General features: G+C 46.9%; 16 protein-coding genes and 1 tRNA gene. 10 read left to right on the forward strand and 7 right to left on the reverse strand.

From position 1 onward, the window contains the following. Positions 1-429: 429 nt before the first annotated feature. From fba to tkt, 5 genes are all read right to left on the reverse strand, one after another. A complete protein-coding gene (gene fba, locus C8R14_RS02480) occupies positions 430-1,494 on the reverse strand; it encodes a class II fructose-bisphosphate aldolase (protein WP_011634631.1) in 1,065 nt (354 codons plus the stop codon). A 107-nt stretch (positions 1,495-1,601) separates the two neighbouring features. Continuing rightward, positions 1,602-3,092, reverse strand: a complete 1,491-nt coding sequence (gene pyk / locus C8R14_RS02485) for a pyruvate kinase (RefSeq protein WP_011634630.1) — start codon at positions 3,090-3,092, stop codon at positions 1,602-1,604. Positions 3,093-3,126: 34 nt separating this feature from the next. Then, positions 3,127-4,305, reverse strand: a complete 1,179-nt coding sequence (locus C8R14_RS02490; protein WP_011634629.1) for a phosphoglycerate kinase — start codon at positions 4,303-4,305, stop codon at positions 3,127-3,129. Between the two features lie 318 nt (positions 4,306-4,623). Further along, positions 4,624-5,631, reverse strand: coding sequence for a type I glyceraldehyde-3-phosphate dehydrogenase (gene gap, locus C8R14_RS02495; protein ID WP_011634628.1), 1,008 nt, complete (start codon positions 5,629-5,631; stop codon positions 4,624-4,626). Between the two features lie 63 nt (positions 5,632-5,694). Further along, the gene (gene tkt / locus C8R14_RS02500) at positions 5,695-7,713 is read right to left on the reverse strand and encodes a transketolase (protein ID WP_011634627.1); all 2,019 of its coding nucleotides are present in this window, start codon (positions 7,711-7,713) and stop codon (positions 5,695-5,697) included. Positions 7,714-7,955: 242 nt separating this feature from the next. Here tkt and C8R14_RS02505 point away from each other — a divergent pair. The 10 genes from C8R14_RS02505 to C8R14_RS02550 all read left to right on the forward strand — a co-directional run bounded on the left by C8R14_RS02505 (position 7,956) and on the right by C8R14_RS02550 (position 19,330). Then, a tRNA-Ser gene (locus C8R14_RS02505) sits at positions 7,956-8,043 on the forward strand. Between the two features lie 216 nt (positions 8,044-8,259). Beyond that, positions 8,260-9,423: an adenosyl-hopene transferase HpnH gene (gene hpnH / locus C8R14_RS02510; RefSeq protein ID WP_011634626.1), complete on the forward strand. Its 1,164-nt coding sequence runs from the start codon at positions 8,260-8,262 to the stop codon at positions 9,421-9,423. A gap of 48 nt (positions 9,424-9,471) precedes the next feature. Further along, positions 9,472-10,602, forward strand: coding sequence for a glycosyltransferase (locus tag C8R14_RS02515; RefSeq protein ID WP_011634625.1), 1,131 nt, complete (start codon positions 9,472-9,474; stop codon positions 10,600-10,602). Then, entirely contained in the window at positions 10,580-11,212 is a 633-nt protein-coding gene (locus tag C8R14_RS02520) for an ABC transporter substrate-binding protein (protein WP_242500157.1), read from the forward strand. Before C8R14_RS02515 ends, C8R14_RS02520 begins: the two co-directional genes overlap by 23 nt. A gap of 69 nt (positions 11,213-11,281) precedes the next feature. Next, entirely contained in the window at positions 11,282-13,828 is a 2,547-nt protein-coding gene (gyrA, locus tag C8R14_RS02525) for a DNA gyrase subunit A (protein ID WP_011634623.1), read from the forward strand. A gap of 17 nt (positions 13,829-13,845) precedes the next feature. Continuing rightward, positions 13,846-14,952, forward strand: a complete 1,107-nt coding sequence (serC, locus tag C8R14_RS02530) for a 3-phosphoserine/phosphohydroxythreonine transaminase (RefSeq protein ID WP_011634622.1) — start codon at positions 13,846-13,848, stop codon at positions 14,950-14,952. Next, positions 14,945-16,162 carry a 3-phosphoglycerate dehydrogenase family protein gene (locus C8R14_RS02535; RefSeq protein ID WP_011634621.1) on the forward strand — a complete coding sequence of 406 codons (1,218 nt, stop codon included), beginning with the start codon at positions 14,945-14,947 and terminating at the stop codon, positions 16,160-16,162. Before serC ends, C8R14_RS02535 begins: the two co-directional genes overlap by 8 nt. A gap of 39 nt (positions 16,163-16,201) precedes the next feature. Next, positions 16,202-17,260 (forward strand): prephenate dehydratase, encoded by a 1,059-nt coding sequence (gene pheA / locus C8R14_RS02540; RefSeq protein WP_011634620.1) that lies wholly within the window; start codon positions 16,202-16,204, stop codon positions 17,258-17,260. Positions 17,261-17,281: 21 nt separating this feature from the next. After that, positions 17,282-18,400 carry a histidinol-phosphate transaminase gene (gene hisC / locus C8R14_RS02545; protein WP_011634619.1) on the forward strand — a complete coding sequence of 373 codons (1,119 nt, stop codon included), beginning with the start codon at positions 17,282-17,284 and terminating at the stop codon, positions 18,398-18,400. A gap of 27 nt (positions 18,401-18,427) precedes the next feature. Beyond that, the gene (locus tag C8R14_RS02550) at positions 18,428-19,330 is read left to right on the forward strand and encodes a prephenate dehydrogenase (protein ID WP_011634618.1); all 903 of its coding nucleotides are present in this window, start codon (positions 18,428-18,430) and stop codon (positions 19,328-19,330) included. A gap of 46 nt (positions 19,331-19,376) precedes the next feature. On the opposite strand, the gene xerC is transcribed toward C8R14_RS02550, so the two are convergent. Together xerC and C8R14_RS02560 are read right to left on the reverse strand one after the other, a co-directional pair. Further along, a complete protein-coding gene (gene xerC / locus C8R14_RS02555) occupies positions 19,377-20,342 on the reverse strand; it encodes a tyrosine recombinase XerC (RefSeq protein WP_011634617.1) in 966 nt (321 codons plus the stop codon). Further along, a complete protein-coding gene (locus C8R14_RS02560; RefSeq protein ID WP_011634616.1) occupies positions 20,326-21,027 on the reverse strand; it encodes a DUF484 family protein in 702 nt (233 codons plus the stop codon). Before C8R14_RS02560 ends, xerC begins: the two co-directional genes overlap by 17 nt. Positions 21,028-21,393 lie beyond the last annotated feature (366 nt).

Below are 21,393 nucleotides of genomic sequence, written 5' to 3' on the forward strand. Positions count from 1 at the left end.
TAAACATTCAAGCCGTTGTTTATTTATGACTCGCATATGGAAAAAGGGTAGCTGTGCAGGGGCCTCGTGTTTGTTTGAATGCTATTTTCTGGCTTCTTGGTGATATTTCATTTTTTAGATGGAGCAGATAAGTCACATCGATTCTGATTCGGGCCTGTAGTGGTTAAATGATTCTGTAAAGGATGTTAAGTTATACTATTGATTTGAATGAACAGAAGACAATCTTCACCAGAATTTAAAATTGAAGCTCCTGTGAAAGTTGAGGCAGTTTAGCCTGGAGAGGGAGAGGGGTGATAGGCTGCAGAGGCTGTGCCTTTGTTATAAACAGACTCACTGATTAGTGATGTGAATAAAAAGTGCCCCACATCCCCGATTTGAATATCTTTCCAGGAATTTGTGGGGCACTTTGGGGATTAGCCCGTTTTTAGATTACTTTACAATTGCTTTTAGTTCGCCGCTCAGGTAACGGTTTGCCATAGTTTCCAGCGAGATTGGCTTGATCTTGCCAGCTTGACCCGCGGAGCCAAATGCTTCGAAACGTGCTTTGCAGATATCTTTAGCAGCAACAGTGGCATCTTTCAGGAATTTACGCGGATCAAACTCGCTTTTGTTTCTGGCCAGATGACGACGAATTGCACCAGTCATGGCCAAACGGATATCCGTATCGATATTGACTTTACGCACACCATACTTGATACCCTGCTGAATTTCTTCTACAGGTACACCATAGGTTTCTTTCATTTCACCACCATATTCACGGATGATTTCTAGCCATTCCTGAGGAACGGAACTGGATCCGTGCATAACCAGATGGGTATTGGGAATTCTCTGGTGAATTTCTTTGATCCGCTCAATGGCGAGGATATCACCTGTGGGTTTTCGGGTAAATTTATACGCACCGTGAGAAGTACCGATGGCAATTGCTAGCGCATCCACACCGGTTCTTCTGACGAACTCGGCAGCTTCTTCAGGATCAGTCAGCAACTGATCATGTGAAAGTTGTCCTTCAGCACCGTGGCCATCCTCAGCTTCGCCCTGACCAGATTCCAGAGATCCCAGGCAACCTAGCTCGCCCTCCACGGAAACGCCTACAGCATGTGCCATAGCGACTACTCTGGCAGTGACATCCACGTTATATTCAAATGATGAAGGCGTTTTTCCGTCCTCTTCAAGCGATCCATCCATCATCACGCTGGAGAAACCGCTGCGAATGGCATTAATACACACAGAAGGTGAGGCGCCATGATCCTGGTGCATTACAACCGGAATATGGGGATAGGCTTCAACTGCTGCGGCAATCAGATGGCGCAGGAATGCTTCACCAGCATACTTGCGGGCGCCAGCCGATCCTTGCATGATTACCGGGCTATCACATTCATCAGCCGCCTGCATAATTGCATGAATTTGTTCAAGGTTGTTTACATTAAAAGCCGGAAGCCCATATCCGTTTTCAGCTGCATGATCCAGTAACTGGCGTAAAGATACAAGTGCCATTCAAGTCTCCTTTATATAAAATTAATATGTTTATTTTCTGATGAAACCAAACTTCATGTTCTTACGGGTGTATAAGCCGATACGCTAATCTGTTTGTAGGGTTAATTTTATAAATTAAGTGGATCAGAAAAGGTCTGCTGAGTCACTTCTTTCGTTATCTGTGTCGTTCCCCTGGAACCACCTACTCTGACAAGTTTCATAGTATTTGTTCCGCCAGCCTTGCCAACCGGTTCGCCAATTGTCATGATGATTAAATCTTCGTTTCGTACCGCGCCGCGTCTGAGCAACTCATCTTCCGCCATGCTGAGGATAATCTCAGGATCACACAATCCCTGTCCAAATTTTATAGGATAAACACCACGAAAAAGAGTGACCTTGCTCAGAGTATCCTCTTGTGGACTTAAAGCGAAGATTGGAACTTTCGAGCTTCTACGAGACATGAACAATGCTGTTACGCCGCTTTGTGTCAATGCAGCGATTGCTCGAATCTTGAGCGAACCGGCGGTGTACATGGTAGCTCGCGCAATAGCGTCTTCGATACTGACTGGTTGTGTATCCGGAGAACGGCGAAAACTCAGATTAACCGTATACTCCTTTTCAGCCTCCAGACAAACTCTTGCCATGGCTGCTACGGCTTCTACCGGGTATTGTCCTGCAGCTGATTCAGCAGACAGCATGACAGCATCCGTACCATCCAGCACTGCATTTGCAACGTCTGATACCTCTGCACGTGTTGGGATGGGATTGGATATCATCGATTCCATCATTTGCGTGGCTGTAATCACCAATTTATTGGCTTCACGTGCTGATCGTATCATGCGTTTTTGCAAGGCAGGAACTGCTGCATCACCTACTTCAACTGCCAGATCGCCCCGCGCGACCATAATTGCATCGGAAGCACTTAGAATATCATCCAACGCCAGAATAGCTTCCGAGCGCTCAATTTTTGCCATGAGCAAACTATGCCCCTGAGCCTCCTGCATTAATGCACGCGCTCGCCTGATATCTTCTCCCGAGCGAGGAAATGACACCGCAAGATAATCTGCCCGTAAAATTGTGGCAGTTTTGATATCCTGCAGATCCTTTGCTGTCAGAGCGGGGGCACTCAGACCTCCACCTTTCCGGTTTATGCCTTTATTATTGGAAAGTATCCCGCCTTGTAAAACTTCGCAATAGATTTCACTTTCCCTGACTTTGGTCACAGTCAGAACGATTCGGCCGTCATCCAGCAAGAGGACAGTACCTGCTTCAACATCGTTGGGCAGCTCCCGGTAATCCAGCCCGACCCGTTCCTGGTTACCCAGCTCGCACTCTGCATCAAGAATAAATTCATCCCTGGCTTTGAGCGTGATCTTTCCCTGAGCAAACTTGCCGATACGAATTTTTGGTCCTTGCAGATCGGCCAGCACACCTACCGTACGGCCAAGTGAATGGGCAAGTGAGCGTACTTGCTCCGCGGAAGCAATATGCTCGTCCTTTGTTCCATGTGAAAAATTGATACGGACGACATCGACACCGGCCTCAATCATTTGTCTCAGGATATCAGGGTTGCTGGAAGCTGGTCCCAGCGTTGCTACAATTTTTGTTCTTCGCATCATTTCCGAAATTCCTGGAAGAAAATCTTCTCAGGCCTCACTGTGCACGTAATTCCAGGATCTCGACAGCGGGTAGTTTTTTTCCTTCTAAGAATTCCAGGAATGCACCTCCGGCAGTGGATATGTATGAAACCTTATCGTAAATATCATACTTCTGAATGGCGGCAATCGTGTCACCACCGCCTGCCAGGGTGAAAGCATCAGTTTCAGCAATTGCCTTGGCGATTGCGTGTGTCCCTTCTCCAAACTGATCAAATTCAAACACGCCAACGGGGCCATTCCAGACAACTGTGCCGGCCTTCATGATGATGTTAACCAGTTCTTGAGTGCTCTTGGGGCCGATATCAAAAATCATGTCATCATCGGAAACAGCATTTGCTTCTTTTAGAACAGCAGGTTCATCTGCAGCAAATTTTTTTCCGACAACGACATCAATCGCGATGGGAATCGTTGCATTACGCTGATTCATTTTATCCATCAGGGATTTCGCTATAGGTACCAGTTCATCCTCACACAGAGACTTTCCAACATTGTTCCCAGCAGCCTTGAGGAAAGTATTAGCAATTCCTCCACCAACCACAAGTTGATCAACTTTCTCAGTAAGTGATTCCAGAACAGTCAATTTGGTGGAAACTTTGGATCCTCCTACAATTGCTACCAGTGGGCGTGCTGGCTGGTGCAAGGCTTTGGTTAAAGCATCCAATTCCTCGGTAAGTAAAATGCCAGCACAAGCAACTGGTGCATATTTGGCTACACCGTGTGTTGAGGCTTCTGCACGATGCGCTGTACCAAAAGCATCCATAACAAAGACATCACACAAATTGGCATATTTTTTTGCTGTTTCTTCAAGATTTTTTTTCTCACCTTTATTAATTCGGCAATTTTCCAAAATTACCAGCTCTCCGGGCGCAACTTCGAATCCACCATCAACCCAATCCTTGATCAATCGGACAGTTGTTCCCAGTCTCCGGCTAATATCATTGGCAACTGGCTGAAGAGAATTTTCCATGGCCCACACGCCTTCTTCCGGACGCCCCAGATGGGAAGTTACCATTACTCTTGCTCCCTGCTTCAGGCAATGATTTATAGTTGCCATGGATGCAGTAATGCGTGCATCTGAAGTCACCTTACCTTCTTTCACAGGAACATTCAGATCAGAGCGGATAAAAACACGTTTATTCTTCAGATCTAGATCGACAAGTTTAATAACTGACACATTGGCTCCATATTTTAGATAACTTGCTGATTTTATAAGATAATCAGATGGAAATTAATTAGTTGTTGAATTGAGAAGGACGATAAAAATATAGATGCATCTGTTCATAGAAGCGGCAATATCAAGATTAATTTCTTCTATAGATCATCAACTGATTTATCTGCAATTTCTTGCCCGGATTGGGATGAAAAATAGCTTTCTTGTTTATTGAAGCAACAAAGCTGTAACCAGTAGGGAACTGGTTACAGCACAATTTCCAGGGTAAGAAATAAACAACCAACCTCAGTGGTTTATTCCATGAAAAATATATCTTTAGCTTTAATTATTACGGCCAGCGATAACTCGTACCATTTCCAGTACCTTGCAGGAATAACCCCATTCGTTGTCATACCAGGCAACAACTTTCACAAAATTCTTATCCAGCTGAATGCCGGCTTCTGCATCAAACACTGATGTATGGGTTTCTCCACGAAAATCAGTGGAAACCACTTTTTGATCAGTGTAGCCTAATACACCTTTCATGGAGCCTTCAGAAGCTGTTTTCATTGCCTTACGAATTTCGTCGTAAGATGCATCTTTTTCCAGTTCCACTGTTAAATCTACAACCGAGACGTCAGAAGTGGGTACGCGAAAGGCCATGCCGGTTAACTTCTTATTTAATTCAGGAATAACCACACCAACTGCTTTGGCTGCGCCCGTAGAGGAAGGAATAATATTTTCGAGAATTCCGCGTCCACCACGCCAATCTTTATTGGAAGGGCCATCAACTGTTTTTTGTGTTGCCGTGGCAGCATGAACAGTCGTCATCAAACCACGCTTGATACCCCAAGTATCATTCAATACTTTTGCGATCGGGGCCAGGCAGTTGGTAGTACATGATGCATTGGAAATGATTGCTTCACCCTGATATGTTTTATCGTTGACACCATAAACATACATTGGCGTATCATCCTTGGATGGCGCAGTCATGACGACTTTAGGAGCGCCTGCCTTGATATGTTTTTCACAGAGTTCTTTGGTCAGGAACAATCCGGTGGATTCCACCACGACATCAACCTTGACTTCACCCCAGTTCAGTTCTTCTGGATCCTTGGTGGCAGTTAAGCGAATTTTCTTGCCATTAACTATCAAATTATTACCGTCAACAGATACATCTCCTTTGAAACGACCATGAACGGAATCATGTAATAACATATAGGCGAGATAATCCGGTTCCAGTAAATCGTTGATTGCGACAACTTCTATGTCATCAAACTCTTCTATAGAAGCACGAAAAACCATCCGTCCGATACGACCAAAACCATTAATGCCAACTCTAATTGCCATCCCTTTATCTCCGTATTTTTTACTAAAAACCTGTTTTGCAGACAAGAAAAGAACTTTCCGCGTTTATATAATTCTTTTTACCGCGTTTACGACATTTTCAACAGTAAAGCCAAAATATTCGAATAATTCTTCTGCAGGAGCTGATTCACCGAATTTATCGATTCCAACCACTTCTCCTTCAAGTCCGACGTATTTACGCCAGAAATCGGTTACACCGGCCTCTACAGCCACGCGTCTAATTCCCTTTGGCAAGACACTATCCCGGTACGCCAGATCCTGTTTATCAAAAATATTGGTACAGGGCATTGATACAACACGTACTGCAACACCGTTTTCAGCTAGAACCTTCTGTGCGCCCATTGCAAGTCCAACTTCTGAGCCAGTTGCTATGATAATTACTCGCGGGTTTCCATTTGCTGCTTCAGAAAGAATGTATCCTCCTTTCTTAATCAGGCTGATCGTTGCTGCATCTCGTTTCTGGAAAGGCAGATTCTGGCGGCTGAATATGAGAGACGTGGGGCCTTCTCTGCGTTCTATAGCAGCCACCCATGAAACGATAGATTCAACTGTATCACATGGGCGCCATACATCCATATTGGGGGCCATGCGTAATGTGGCGGTTTGTTCAACCGGTTGATGAGTTGGTCCATCCTCACCCAGCCCGATTGAATCATGGGTAAATACAAAAATATTGCGAATTTTCATTAATGCTGCCATACGTAAGGCATTTCTGGCATATTCTGAAAACATCAGGAAGGTTCCACCGTAGGGGATAATTCCGCCATGCAGTGACAGGCCGTTCATGATTGCACTCATACCGAATTCCCGTACACCGTAGTGAATATAATTTCCAGTAGTATTGCCGCTGGTTACTTTGGATCCTGACCACATGGTGAGATTGGAGCCAGTGAGATCGGCTGATCCACCGATCAGCTCGGGCAGTACCGGCGCTAGCGCCTCAATTGAATTTTGTGATGCTTTTCTGGTAGCGATACTTTCTTCTCTGGCGTTAATCTGACTGATAATTCCCTCAACATGATCAACCCATTTGATAGGTAACTCACCGGCCATTCTGCGAGTAAATTCGACAGCTTCGGCAGGGTATTTTTTGCTGTATTCCGCGAACATGGTGTTCCAGGCGGACTCCAACGCCTGGCCTTTGGTACGGGCATCCCATGCATCATAAACTTCTTGTGGAATTTCAAACGGCAGATAATTCCAGCCAATATGAGGACGGGCAGCAGCAATTTCATCTTTTCCGAGTGCCGCTCCGTGAATGGAGCTGGTGTTGGCCTTATTGGGTGAACCCATCCCGATTACTGTTTTACAGCAGATCAGTGTGGGCTTGTCCTGTACTTTCTTGGCTGTTTCAATGGCTGCTTGTATTGCCACGGGGTCGTGCCCATTAACATTTGGAACAACATGCCAGCCATAAGATTCGAAACGTTTCGGAGTGTTGTCTGTAAACCATCCTTCGACATGCCCGTCAATTGAGATGCCGTTATCATCGTAAAAGCAAATTAGCTTGCCTAATTGCAGTGTTCCTGCCAGCGAACAAGCCTCATGTGAAATGCCTTCCATCAGGCAACCGTCCCCCAGAAATACATAGGTGTGATGATCCATGATCGGGAAATAAGGCCGGTTGAATTCTTCCGCCAGAATTTTTTCGGCCAGTGCCATACCGACAGCATTGGTAAGGCCTTGCCCCAGCGGCCCTGTTGTAGTTTCAACGCCTGGGGTATAACCATACTCAGGATGTCCGGGAGTTTTTGAATGAAGCTGCCGGAAATTTTTTATATCTTCAATGGACAGATCATAACCAGTGAGGTGGAGCAGCGCATATATCAGCATGGAGCCATGCCCGTTTGATAATACAAAACGATCACGGTCTGCCCACTCGGGGTTTGCCGGATTGTGGCGCATGTGGTGAATCCATAACACTTCTGCAATTTCTGCCATACCCATTGGCATGCCCGGGTGACCGGAATTGGCTTTCTGGACTGCATCCATGGCCAATGCGCGAATTGCACTGGTCAAATTATTGAATACTGGTGCACCAAAGTCGTTGAATGCTTCCTTCATTTGCTCTCGTCCTCGATTATTCAAAAACTGAAACTGCCGCCCGCAATGTGATGCACCACATGATGACCAACAAAAACCGGCAAAAGAGGCCATTATCTCTTAAGACTGGTCAGTTCACAATACAGGATGCAATTTCTCTTGGGCTTCCTGGTTGTCAGCCGGATTTTAAGATGAAGGTCGTGGTAAAATAATTAATTGGAGGGTATTATCCCGCTTCCTAATTTCTGCAGTCTGTCATCCAGGGAAGAGTGGCCGAGTGGTTGAAGGCACTGGTCTTGAAAACCAGCAACAGGAAACTGTTCGTGGGTTCGAATCCCACCTCTTCCGCCATTCATGGTTTTATGAGGATATGCTTGGGGTTGCGTTTTTTGAATGGATAAAGATGGTGTCAACGTATCCTGATCCGGCAACTCTTGGATTTTTCTTGGCGTCAGCTTGATGGAGATAATATTCTTCTATCCGGAAAGACTGGATGGTTGCACAAGATTCTTAACGGGCAAAAAATCAAGACATTGGCTGGTATAAAAAAATGGAGAAAATTTAATAATGAGTGTTCCTCTTTTGCAGCAATACCGGGTAGGCAGTTATATACTGAAACAAAAACTCCGGGGTAATAAGCGGTATCCGCTGGTGCTGATGCTTGAGCCGTTATTTCAGTGTAACCTGGCTTGTGCGGGTTGTGGCAAGATTGATTACCCGGAAGAAACGTTACGTCGTCGTCTAAGTGTGGATGAGTGTTTGCATGCCGTAGATGAATGTGGAGCGCCAGTTGTTTCCATTGCAGGGGGTGAGCCGCTTATCCACAAGGAAATGCCGCAAATTGTGCAAGGCATCATTCAACGTAAAAAATTCGTATATCTTTGCACCAATGCACTGCTATTAGACGCTCGTATGGACGACTATCAGCCTTCTCCCTATCTGACATTCTCCATTCATCTTGATGGAAACCGGGAGCGGCATGATGCGTCGGTATGTAGAGAGGGAGTGTATGACAAGGTTATTCCGGTGATTGAGCAGGCGCTTCAGCGAGGTTTTAGGGTGACTGTCAACTGCACCTTGTTTCAGAGCGAAACAGCTGAGGAAGTGGCCGCGTTTTTTGATACCGCAACAGAACTTGGTGTTGAAGGAATTAATGTATCCCCTGGGTTCAGCTATGAGCACGCACCACGGCAGGATGTGTTTCTACAAAGGTCGGTAAGCAAACGGCTGTTCCGTTCGATTTTCCAGATTGGAAAAAAGCGCAAGACCCCCTGGAGATTCAATCATTCCAGCCTGTACTTGGATTTTCTCGCCGGCAATCAAAACTACCAATGTACTCCGTGGGGAAATCCCACACGCAACTTATTTGGTTGGCAAAGGCCTTGTTACCTGCTGGTGGATGAAGGCTATGCAGCAAACTTCCGGGAATTGATGGAAGAGACCGATTGGGATCGGTATGGTGTTGGGAATAACCCTAAATGTGCAAATTGCATGGCGCATTGCGGGTTTGAGCCTACTGCCATTAACGATACTTTTGCTCATCCTTTTAAGGCATTACGAGTCAGCATGCGCGGCCCGCGTGTAGAGGGACCCATGGCGCTGGATCCGCTGCAAACAAACAATGGATCGCAGCATGATACAAATAAACGGAAACCCTTTCCCGTGTCAGTAACTGTTGAACATAAGACCATTGCGCCGGCACCAGATCATTCGTCCGGTCCGGATAATTAATATTTTTTCCTGGCCTGAGAAAAGTCGTATTCCCGCTTATCGGAAGTCATGATTACATTGATAATGTATATGACTTTGGCAGGCGTATTTTGCTGGTGGGCTATCCTGCTGGCTCCGTGGCGGGCCTGGAGTATTCGGGAACAGCTCGAACCTTCAATTGGTGTAGAAGTAAATCGGTTCTTCAGCGATGTCACAGTTCTGATTCCTGCACGTAATGAAGCACAGTTTATCGATCAGACTCTGAGCAAGCTTCAAGCTCAAGGTGAGGATTTGCGGATTATTGTAATTGATGATCAATCGGAAGATCGTACTGCAACCCTGGCGAAGAGACCAGGGATAGAGATTATCTCTGGTACAACCCCGCCTAAAAACTGGAGTGGAAAGTTATGGGCGTTGGATCAGGGGCTGCAGCAGGTGCGTACGCAGTATACTTTGTTGCTGGATGCAGATATCAGCTTGTCACCTGGTATTTTGGAGGCTTTGTTAAATAAGGCGCATCAGGAAAATTTATCGCTAGTGTCGTTAATGGCTGAGCTGCCAGTCAAGCGTTTCTCCGAACACCTGCTGGTGCCAGCTTTTATATTTTTCTTCAAACTGTTATATCCATTTAGGCTATCTAATAAACCAGAGTCCCGTATGGCTGCTGCTGCGGGCGGGTGCATTCTGGTCAAAACCAGTGTGCTGAAATCTATTAATGCTTTTACCAGTATTCACAATGCGCTAATTGATGACTGTACGCTGGCCGCTTTGGTTAAACAGGCCGGTTTTAAAACCTGGATCGGACTTAGTCATGCTGTTCAAAGTCATCGAGGCTATGACAGTCTCGCTGCCATCTGGAACACCGTTGCCCGTACTGCATTTACGCAACTGCATTATTCATTGTTGCTGCTGTTTCTGTGTACGTTGATCATGACCAGTATGTTCTGGTGCGCGCCATTGTCTGCGATTATTTATGCGGATAAGATTTTTGTGGCCAGCAGTGTGCTTACCTGGCTGGCCATGCTGATTGTTTATACACCCGTACTCAGATTTTATCGAAGCTCGCTACTCTGGGGTGTCGCATTGCCTGTAACTGGCACGCTATACCTGCTGATGACCTGGACATCTGCGTTCAGATACTGGCGAGGAATACGGGCTCACTGGAAAAATCGACGCTATGAAGCTTCTGAACACAACTAACAGAGTATTTAAGCTATTGGTGGTTGCCATGCTGGTGATGACTGCTGCTGGATTGCAGGCAGAGTCATCTAAAAGCGATGGTACCGAGGTGGTGATTACTCTGCAGAATGGTTTGATCCAGGCTATGCAACAGGGCCAGAAAATTGGCTATAGCGGTCGCCTGAAGCTTCTTACCCCCATCATTCAACAGACACATGATCTTGCAGCAATTATCCGTTCTGTGCTGGGCGCGCACTGGGCAAAACTCAACTCTGATCAGCAGCAGGCTATTAGCCAGGCATTTCAGGAAAACAGCATTGCGACCTACGCAGACCGGTTTAGCCAGTATGATGGCGAGCAGTTCAAAATTGTTGAACGGACACAGCTTCCGCGAGGACGGATACTGGTTCGCAGCCAACTCATTCGTACCGATGGTAATCCTGTTAATTTTGATTATGTGATGAACAAGACCAGTGGAGGCTGGCGCATTATCAATATTGTAGTTGATGGAGTTAGCGATCTGGCCTTGAAACGGGCTGAATACAACGCCGTGTTGCAAAAAAATGGTATCGCCGCCCTGATTGATATGCTGGAACAAAAAACTGCTTATATTGAGCAGAGCCATCAGTAATTCTTGCGCAGCAGTTGCTTCGCCCGTATGGGTATAACCTGAATATTTCACCACTAAAGTAGTTTATACATGGAACAATTCGCAAAGGAAACATTGCCCGTCAGTCTTGAGGATGAGATGAAGCGCTCTTACCTCGATTATGCGATGAGCGTTATCGTAGGACGAGCCTTGCCTGATGTGCGTGATGGGTTGAAACCGGTACACCGGCGTGTGCTTTACGCCATGCATGAACTATCCAATGATTGGAACCGGCCATATAAAAAATCTGCACGTATCGTTGGTGATGTGATTGGTAAGTATCACCCGCATGGTGATACAGCTGTCTATGACACGATCGTGCGTATGGCACAACCTTTTTCTCTGCGTTACATGCTGATAGACGGGCAGGGTAATTTTGGCTCGATTGATGGCGATAATGCAGCAGCTATGCGCTACACCGAAATCAGAATGTCGCGTATTGCCCATGAGTTGCTGGCCGACCTGGATAAAAATACTGTTGATTTTGGCCCCAACTATGATGGCTCCGAACAGGAGCCATTGATTCTGCCGGCAAAAATACCCAACTTGCTGATTAATGGTTCATCCGGTATTGCGGTGGGTATGGCAACCAACATCCCGCCTCATAATATCAGCGAAGTGATTGATGCTTGCTTGCTATTGCTAAGTGATCCAGATATCGATATCGCTGGGTTGATGGCTTGTATTCCGGCCCCCGATTTTCCAACTGCCGGCATCATTTACGGTATATCTGGTATCAAGGATGGATACCAGACTGGAAGAGGGCGCGTCATTATGCGTGCCCGAACGCATTTTGAAGAGCTCGATAAAGGAAATCGCCACAGCATCATTATCGATGAATTACCTTATCAGGTGAACAAGGCCAATCTATTGGTACGTATCGGAGAGCTGGTAAGAGATAAAAGGATAGAGGGTATTTCAGATTTGCGCGATGAATCGGATAAATCCGGTATGCGCGTGGTCATTGAACTCAAGCGTGGAGAGGTACCTGAGGTTATCCTGAACAATCTGTACAAAGAGACGCAGATGCAGGATACATTTGGCATAAATATGGTGGCGCTGGTCGATGGACAGCCGCGTTTGCTCAATCTGAAGCAGATGCTGGATTATTTCCTACGTCATCGTCGCGAAGTTATAACACGGCGCACCGTATTTGAACTCAGGAAAGCGCGGGAACGTGGCCATTTACTGGAAGGATTGGCAGTCGCGTTATCTAACGTCGATGAGATTATTGCCTTGATCAAGGCAGCCCCGACTCCGGCTGAAGCTAAAAGAGGATTGATGGCCAGAACATGGCGGTCATCCCTAGTTGAAGAAATGCTCCGCCGTGCAATGATTGATGCAGCCGCATTTCGTCCTGAAACACTGGCAACCGGGTTCGGGATGTCAAACCAGGAATATCGCTTATCCGATGCGCAAGCCCAGGCGATTCTTGATCTCAGGTTGCAACGTCTTACCGGACTGGAGCAGGAAAAAATTGTCTCCGAGTATAAAGAGATACTGGATAAAATTCGGGACCTCCTCAATATGTTGGCAAATTCAGAACGTATCACTGCTATTATTATTGAAGAATTGACGGCTATCAAAGGGCAGTTCGGCGATCCCAGGCGCAGTGAGGTAGTGATCGATGCACAAGATTTAAGTACGGAAGATCTGATTACACCCACTGATATGGTAGTGACTCTGTCACACGCAGGCTACATTAAATCTCAGTTGCTTGACGATTACCAGGCACAGAAACGTGGAGGACGTGGTAAGCAAGCGATTACTACTCGCGAGGATGATTTCATTGATAATCTGTTTATTGCCAATACCCATGATTTTATCCTGTGTTTCTCCAGCCTCGGGCGGGTTTACTGGATAAAGGTATACAACGTGCCGCAAGGCAGCCGTACTTCCCGCGGCAGGCCCATTAATAACCTTGTCCCATTGGAACAGCATGAAAAGATCAATGCTGTTCTGCCGGTCAAGTCATTTGATGATACCCGCTACGTATTTATGGCAACTGCTGGTGGTACAGTCAAGAAAACACCGTTATCAGAGTTTTCCCGGCCACGGACCAATGGGATCATTGCGGTCGCTCTGGATGAAGGGGATTATCTGATTGGTGTTGCGCTTACCGAAGGCAAGCATGACGTCATGCTTTTTTCTGATGCAGGCAAGGCAATGCGTTTCGATGAAAATGATGTGCGCCCGACCGGACGTAATGCGCGCGGGGTCAGGGGCATGAAGCTTGGGGCAGAACAAAAAGTTATCTCTCTGCTGGTTGCAGATAGTGAAAATATGACAGTATTGACCGCAACTGAGAATGGTTATGGAAAACGCACCTCCATTACTGAATATACCCGGCATAACCGAGGTACTCAGGGTATGATCGCGATCAATACCAATAAACGTAATGGTAAAGTTGTCGCTGCGCAACTCGTTGAACCCAATGATGAAATCATGTTAATTACCACTGGAGGTGTCATGATTCGTACTCGTGTCAGTGAAATTCGTGAAATGGGCCGGGCAACTCAGGGGGTTATACTGATTAATCTGGATGCCGGCGAGAAACTTGCTGGACTGGAAAGAATCGTTGAAACGGATGAGAACTAATTCAACCCGGTGACACAATGAGGAAAATATACAATTTCAGTGCAGGACCGGCTGTTTTGCCGGAGGAAGTATTGGAACAGGCTCGCGAGGAAATGCTGGACTGGCATGGTAGTGGCATGTCGGTCATGGAGATGAGTCATCGCGGGAAAGAATTCATGTCCATAGTAGATAAAGCCGAATCCGATTTGCGTGAGTTGGCGAATATTCCCGCTAACTACAAAGTACTCTTTCTTCAGGGAGGGGCGTCCAGTCAGTTTGCCGTGGTGCCGATGAATCTGCTTGAAGGAAATACTCAAGCAGATTATGTTCATACCGGCCAATGGTCAAAAAAAGCCGCCTCTGAGGCGGGTCAATACTGCTCTGTTCATATCACTGCATCATCGGAACAAGATGGCTTCAACTCCGTTCCCCCGCTGGAACAATGGCATATTTCATCTGATACAGCCTATGTGCACTATACGCCCAACGAAACGATCGGTGGAGTTGAATTCCAGTGGACGCCTGATTTATCTGTGGCCCCTGGTGGCAATGGCAATATTCCCTTGGTCGCTGATATGTCGTCCAATTTCCTGTCGCGGCCATTTGATGTCAGTAAATTCGGGTTGATTTACGCCGGAGCACAGAAAAATGTGGGCCCGGCCGGGCTGGTGATCGTGATTATCCGAGAAGATTTGCTGGCTATTCCGCCGCTTCCCCGGACTCCCACCATGTACCGCTACAAAACGCATGCGGATCAGGCCTCAATGTACAATACACCGCCCACTTATGCCATTTACATCATGGGGCTGGTCATGGAATGGTTAAAAAAACAGGGTGGATTGGTTGCGATCGAACAGCGTAATATCGCCAAGGCTAAACTGATCTATGATCTGATTGATGCTAGTAGTTTCTACCATTGTCCGGTCAGCCGATCAGATCGATCGAGGATGAATATTCCATTCACACTAAGTGATTCCGGTCTTGATGAGGTATTCCTGAAACAGGCGCAGGCACATGGATTGCTTCAGTTGAAAGGGCACCGATCAGTCGGTGGCATGCGTGCTTCAATCTATAATGCCATGCCATTGGAAGGGGTGCAGACACTGGCGACATTCATGCGGGAATTTGAGAAAAACCATGTCTGAAGATATTCAGAAAATCTGCAAAGTTCTTACGCTAAACTCGATTGCTTCGGTCGGACTCAAGCGTTTACCTGCCAATATTTTTCAGATCAGTAGTGATATTTCCGATCCTGATGTGATACTGGTACGTTCCCATAACATGCACGATATGGACATACCCGTAAGTGTGATTGCAATCGGTCGTGCCGGTGCTGGAACAAACAATATTCCCGTCAACCAGATGAGTGCACGCGGTATCCCAGTTTTTAATACACCTGGGGCTAATGCTAATGCAGTCAAGGAACTCGTGCTGGCAGGGATGTTAATGGCATCACGTAATCTGATACCGGCTTTGCGTTTTGTTGAAGCGCTGGAAGGAGATGATCAATCCTTTCATTTGCAGGTTGAAGCAGGTAAAAAACAGTTTTCCGGACTGGAGCTGCCAGGGCGGACATTGGGTGTTATTGGCCTTGGCAAGATCGGGCGACCTGTGGCGGATGCTGCAATCAAACTCGGGATGAAGGTGTTGGGCTATGACCCGAAAATCACGATCGATTCAGCATGGAGCTTGTCTGCAGAAGTACAAAGAGCTAATCAGATTGAAGATTTGGTGCGCCGCAGCAATTTTATTTCATTACATGTGCCGCTTAATGAATCTACTCGGCATCTGATCAACGGCCCACTGATATCTCATATGCAGAAAAATACAATTCTGCTTAATTTTTCGCGTAATGCCATCGTTGATGAAGATGCTGTACTGGCTGGTATCAAGAGTGGAATTATCAAAAATTATGTTTGTGATTTTCCTGATCAGAAATTGAAGCAGCAACCGGCAGTTATCACCTTACCTCACCTGGGCGCCTCTACGCATGAAGCGGAGGAAAATTGCGCCATGATGATTGCTGACCAGATCATGGATTATATAGCTCACGGTAATATCAGTTATACCGTCAATTTTCCGGATGTTGTCATGGAGCGTGGAACTCCGTTCCGGGTTGCCGTGGCTAATGCCAATGTCCCTAATCTGCTGGGGCAAATATCAACCCGCATGGCGGATATCGGCCTAAATATTCATAATATGATCAATAAATCCCGTGGGGAAATGGCTTATACACTGGTCGATACTGACAGGGCTGTTCCGCCGGAAATCATTAATGCAATTGCCCAGATTACGGGTGTGTTAATGGTTCGTTATCTGCCTGTTTCAGTACCTTCCGAGCCTGAACGAGTGTAAAGCAGAAAATCCAGCCGCAATCTTATTAAATCCCTATTGATGACGGAACAGCTTACACAACTGCGCAATGAAATCGATGCAATCGACGATGAATTGCTCCGATTGATTAATACCCGTGCACGGCTTGCGCAACAGATTGGTCGACAGAAATCCGGCACGGCTTATCGCCCTGAGCGTGAGTCACAAATCTTTTCTCGTTTGCAGCAAGCAAATTCGGGGCCATTACGAGATGAGCATATCGTGCATTTGTTTACCGAAGTCATATCAATCTGTCGTGCACTGGAAGAGCCTTTAGTTGTTGCTTATCTTGGGCCACAGGGTACATTCTCGGAAGAAGCAGTGACCAAACGTTTTGGCAGCGCGGTTACCTCAATACCCTGCAGTTCAATTGACGATATTTTTCGCAAGGTTGAATCCGGTGCAGCTAATTACGGTGTTGTACCAGTCGAAAATTCGACTGAGGGGGCAGTCGGCAGAACAATGGACTTGTTGTTACTGACGCCCTTGAAGATATGTGGCGAACTTCAGCTGCCCATCCATCAGTGCCTGATGGCACAGCACGCCGATCTGGCTTCTATTCGAAGAGTTTATTCACATCCGCAATCATTTGCACAATGTCAGGCATGGCTCAATGAAAATCTGACTGCCGCTGATCGTATCAATGCTGCCAGCAATGCAGATGCTGCCCGTCAGGTTGCAGCAGATAGCAGCGCCGCTGCGATTGCCGGGAAGAAAGCTGCTGAAGTATTCGGACTGAAGATCTGTGCCACCAATATCGAGGATAGTCCGAATAATACGACACGATTTCTGGTGGTAGGTATGCAGGAAGTGGCGCCCTCCGGAAAAGATAAAACCTCACTGGCCATGGCCACGCATAATCGACCTGGTTCAGTCCATGAGCTTCTGGCGCCCTTTGCACAACATTGTGTCAGTATGACGCGTCTGGAATCGCGCCCTTCACGCGCCAGTCTGTGGGAATATGTTTTCTTTACGGATATTGAAGGGCATCAGGAAGATGAAAACGTAGCCAGGGCACTTCAGATGCTGCGCGACAATGCAACCTTTCTGAAGGTTTTCGGCTCTTATCCTGCAGCGTAAATTAATTAATTCCTGAATGTTATGAACCTTTTTGAACTGGCACCGGAATATATCCGGGCAATCCAACCCTATCAGCCGGGTAAACCGATATCGGAACTGGTCAGAGACCTTGGTCTGGATAAAAATGAAGTCATTAAACTGGCTTCCAACGAGAATCCATTGGGAACCAGTCCGTTGGCAAGAGAAGCGATGATTCAGGCGCTTAGTGAGTCTGCACGGTATCCAGATGGGAGTGGTTTTGAACTAAAAGTGGCTTTATCTGATCGTCTGGGTGTATCTGCCGAGCAAATCGTGCTGGGCAACGGCTCCAATGATGTACTTGAGCTTGCTTCCCGCATCTTTCTGCGGCCCGGTACAAGTGCAATTTATTCCCAGTATGCTTTTGCCATATATCCGCTCTTGGTTCAGGCAGCAGGTGCCAGAGGCATTACTGTTCCTGCCAGAAATTATGGGCACGACCTGGAAGCCATGCTGGATGCTATTACACCAGAAACACGCATCATATTTATTGCGAATCCTAATAATCCGACCGGCACCTTGTGCGATGCCAGAGATCTATTGCGTTTTATAGAACGTGTTTCGCCGGATGTACTTGTTATTCTGGATCAAGCTTATGATGAATATCTGCCAGAAGCGAACAAGACCAACAGTGTCGCATGGTTGAAAAATTTCCAGAATCTGGTTATCACGCATACTTTCTCCAAGGCTTATGGTCTGGCCAGCGTACGTGTTGGTTTTGCACTGGCGCATGCTGATATTGCCAATCTGATGAACCGTATCCGACAGCCTTTCAATGTCAACAGCATTGGTTTGGCGGCTGCTCAGGCAGCACTCGACGATGTTGAATTTGTCAAACTTTCCTACATGACAAACCGGACCGGTATGCAGCGGATGATCGCTGGTTTGGATCGACTGGGTGTCGGCTTTATCCCTTCTTTTGGTAATTTTGTCAGTATCCAGATTGACGGTCATCAGGCCGATACCCTGAAAATTTATAAAAGTCTGTTGCAGCAAGGGGTCATTGTGCGTCCATTGGGTAATTACGGCATGCCCAATCATTTGCGGGTGACTATCGGGATTGAGGAAGAAAACAAGAGATTCCTGTATGCGCTGGAACAAGCGTTGAAAGAATCCGACTAATCACCCACCAACCCATACACACCGATCATGGCTTCATCCAGCATCTCAAAACTGGTTATTATCGGTGTGGGATTAATTGGTGGTTCATTTGCGCAAGCGTTGCGTCGGGCCGGCCTGGTTAAACATATCACCGGAATCGGGCGCAGCCCTGAAAACATGCAGTGCGCCCTTGAGCTGGGCATCATTGACGAACAAATTGGCGATTTTGCTGCCGCACTATCTGGTGCAGATTTTGTATTACTCGCAGTTCCTGTAAAACAGGCTGCTCGTATTTTGCAGCAGATAGCGCCTTATTTAGAAGCTCGCACTATCGTCTCCGATGTTGGCAGTACCAAGCAGAGTGTGGTTGATGCTGCTCGCGCGTACTTGGGTAAACATATCAGCTATTTTATTCCTGCCCACCCGATTGCCGGAACCGAACTCAGTGGTGCGGTAGCTGCTTCCCCTGATCTTTTTCAGAATAAACCCGTGATTCTGACGCCATTACAGGAGAACGATCAACAGGCTATTGATTACGTTACCGCCCTCTGGCGGTACTGTGGGGCCCGGGTTTCATCTATGCAACCAGAACAGCATGACCAGATACTTGCTGCTATCAGCCATCTTCCGCACATGCTGGCATTTTCGTTGATGCAGCATATCCAGACCCAGAGTCTTACCTTGAGTGAGGGAAGTCCACTAGAGCTTTTACGTCTCGCAGGCAGCAGCCTGAACGGTATGACTCGCATTGCTGCCAGTTCCCCGGAAATGTGGCGGGATATCTGCCTCGATAACCGTATAGCATTACTTGCACAAATTGAAGCCTATCAATTGGAGCTATCTAAACTGCAGCAAATACTGACCGATCATGACAGTGAAGCGCTAGAAAAACTGTTTTCAGAAGCACGTGTCACCCGAAGAAACTGGTCAGCTCTCGGGAATAACTCCTGATTCTTCTGTATCCGGTTCTCCCATATCCTCAAGTATCCTGCAAGATCTAATCTGTTTTTGGTTTTTTTCTGGCGCGCGGATGTGCCTGGTCGTAGATTTTTGCTAAATGCTGAAAATCCAGGTGAGTGTAGACCTGCGTACTGCGGATACTGCTATGCCCGAGCATTTCCTGAACTGCACGCAGATCGCCGCTGGATTGCAACAAATGAGAAGCAAATGAATGGCGCAGTGTGTGCGGATGTACCCGGCTATCAAGGTTTTGCAATTGGGCACGCTGATGCAGACGGTAAGCAATTGTGCGCGGGTGGATGCGACGCCCGCGCTGTGATAAAAATAATGCCGTCTCACCCGGTATCAGCCACGCACTGCGCAGCGGTAGCCAGGCCTGTAGTGCGCGTAGCGCCAGCTCGCCAACTGGCACGATACGGGTTTTATTGCCTTTACCCGTAACGCGCACTGTGCCCCCAGTGAAATCAATATCAGTTGGTTGGAGTTGTGTTAGCTCAGTCAGACGTAATCCAGATGAATAGAACAGCTCGAATATGGCGAGATCGCGTGTTGCCAGCATATCATTAGAAGAAGGGTTGAATGTCAGCAGTTGTGCGGCTTCATCTGGCGAAAGCGCATGCGGCAGTTTATGTGGAGATTTTGGCACACGCACATCCAGGCAGGGGTTCCCGTTATGGTGATGGTGACGGATCAGATAACGATAAAATCCGCGCCAAGCGGACAGCATACGTGCCAGGCTTCTGCCGGAAAGGCCGCTACTATGTAAGCGTGCGATGAAATGGCGGATATCATGCGAGTGCAACCGGGTCAGCGAAATATCAGAAATCTTGTTGTTTCCGTTTTCGTGTTGAGCGATAGTACAGCGTACCAATGCTATCAGGTCGCGCCGGTAATGATGCTGTGTTTGAACAGAAAGGCTACGCGTGCTGGACAGATAAGTCAGATATTCGCCAAGCAGCGATGGTAAGGCAGGAAGATCCTGCTTGTCATGAAGTGGATTCACACGTGGTGGCTCCAGGAGCCTGCTGTATCAGTCGCGTAATGGAACTGCTGACCATATCTCCCAGGCGTTCCAGATAAAGCGTGCCCATGTCGGGAAAAAAACGTTCTACTTCCGGGCTGGCCATCACCAACAAGCCGAAACCGGATTGCTTCTTTAATGGGATAAGAGCAAAGGATTGCAGATATTCTGCATCCATCTCAAACCATTGCCGGATTTCATCATCTATCTCTGGCCCGCAATAAGGGTGTGGCATACCTTGTGCGAGAATATGGATGTTGCTGCTGGTTTGATTGAATTCAGGAGAAGGAAGGTCTGCCTGAGTGCCCAGTTCATCGATTTGCCATAAGCGTAACGCAACGTGCGGAATAGAGAAATCTTCGCACAAATGGTACTGTAGTCCGTGCAGCATTTCGGGTAATGAATCGAAACTCAGCAACGCAACTGTCAGGCGATGCATTTTCTCGCCGATAACATCGTTTTTCTCACCGACATCTACCAGTTCTTGCAGTCTGCTCTGCAAAAGCCTGTTTTTCTCACGCAACATTGCCACCTGCCGCTCATTAATTGAAATGGCGCGACCTTCGTATGGATGCGGGAAATGGAGAGATTCCATCAAATCAGGATTCTCCTCAAAAAACTGTGGATGATCCTGCAAATATTGGACAACTTCCTCGGATGTGGTCATGGGCGCGTATATTTCATTGTTACAGGTCAAGTATCTTACCACGGCGAGGCATCAATATGTCATGCGGAGACGGCTGTCACTCGGGTGCAAGAGCACACCCGGAGAGGATTACACAAAAAGTGCTCCCTCATGTTTATTGCAAAATACCATACGTCCATCCGGGATATGGCAGTTTTCCCTGGCAAGTATTCTGGTGCATTTCCTTCTGCAGTGTCTCCTGTCATAGCGAAGCTCCTATCAATTCAGCCTGCGGCAATATGTCACATTCTCAATCTTTATTTTTAAGGGCATAATCAACTTCATTATCCGTAACACCTAGTACTCAGGTTTATATTTATGCGATATGAATATAGATTTGAAGGAAAA

Origin of the sequence: Nitrosomonas eutropha (genome assembly GCF_003201195.1) — a bacterium.
Lineage (GTDB): Bacteria > Pseudomonadota > Gammaproteobacteria > Burkholderiales > Nitrosomonadaceae > Nitrosomonas > Nitrosomonas eutropha.

Excerpts from the sequence above, each read along its gene's own strand:
- fba (WP_011634631.1), bottom strand. The coding sequence starts at position 1,494 with ATGGCACTTGTATCTTTACGCCAGTTACTGGATCATGCAGCTGAAAAC.
- pyk (WP_011634630.1), bottom strand. The coding sequence starts at position 3,092 with ATGATGCGAAGAACAAAAATTGTAGCAACGCTGGGACCAGCTTCCAGC.
- gap (WP_011634628.1), bottom strand. The coding sequence starts at position 5,631 with ATGGCAATTAGAGTTGGCATTAATGGTTTTGGTCGTATCGGACGGATG.
- tkt (WP_011634627.1), bottom strand. The coding sequence starts at position 7,713 with ATGAAGGAAGCATTCAACGACTTTGGTGCACCAGTATTCAATAATTTG.
- hpnH (WP_011634626.1), top strand. The coding sequence starts at position 8,260 with ATGAGTGTTCCTCTTTTGCAGCAATACCGGGTAGGCAGTTATATACTG.
- C8R14_RS02515 (WP_011634625.1), top strand. The coding sequence starts at position 9,472 with ATGATTACATTGATAATGTATATGACTTTGGCAGGCGTATTTTGCTGG.
- C8R14_RS02520 (WP_242500157.1), top strand. The coding sequence starts at position 10,580 with ATGAAGCTTCTGAACACAACTAACAGAGTATTTAAGCTATTGGTGGTT.
- gyrA (WP_011634623.1), top strand. The coding sequence starts at position 11,282 with ATGGAACAATTCGCAAAGGAAACATTGCCCGTCAGTCTTGAGGATGAG.
- serC (WP_011634622.1), top strand. The coding sequence starts at position 13,846 with ATGAGGAAAATATACAATTTCAGTGCAGGACCGGCTGTTTTGCCGGAG.
- C8R14_RS02535 (WP_011634621.1), top strand. The coding sequence starts at position 14,945 with ATGTCTGAAGATATTCAGAAAATCTGCAAAGTTCTTACGCTAAACTCG.
- pheA (WP_011634620.1), top strand. The coding sequence starts at position 16,202 with ATGACGGAACAGCTTACACAACTGCGCAATGAAATCGATGCAATCGAC.
- hisC (WP_011634619.1), top strand. The coding sequence starts at position 17,282 with ATGAACCTTTTTGAACTGGCACCGGAATATATCCGGGCAATCCAACCC.
- C8R14_RS02550 (WP_011634618.1), top strand. The coding sequence starts at position 18,428 with ATGGCTTCATCCAGCATCTCAAAACTGGTTATTATCGGTGTGGGATTA.
- C8R14_RS02560 (WP_011634616.1), bottom strand. The coding sequence starts at position 21,027 with ATGACCACATCCGAGGAAGTTGTCCAATATTTGCAGGATCATCCACAG.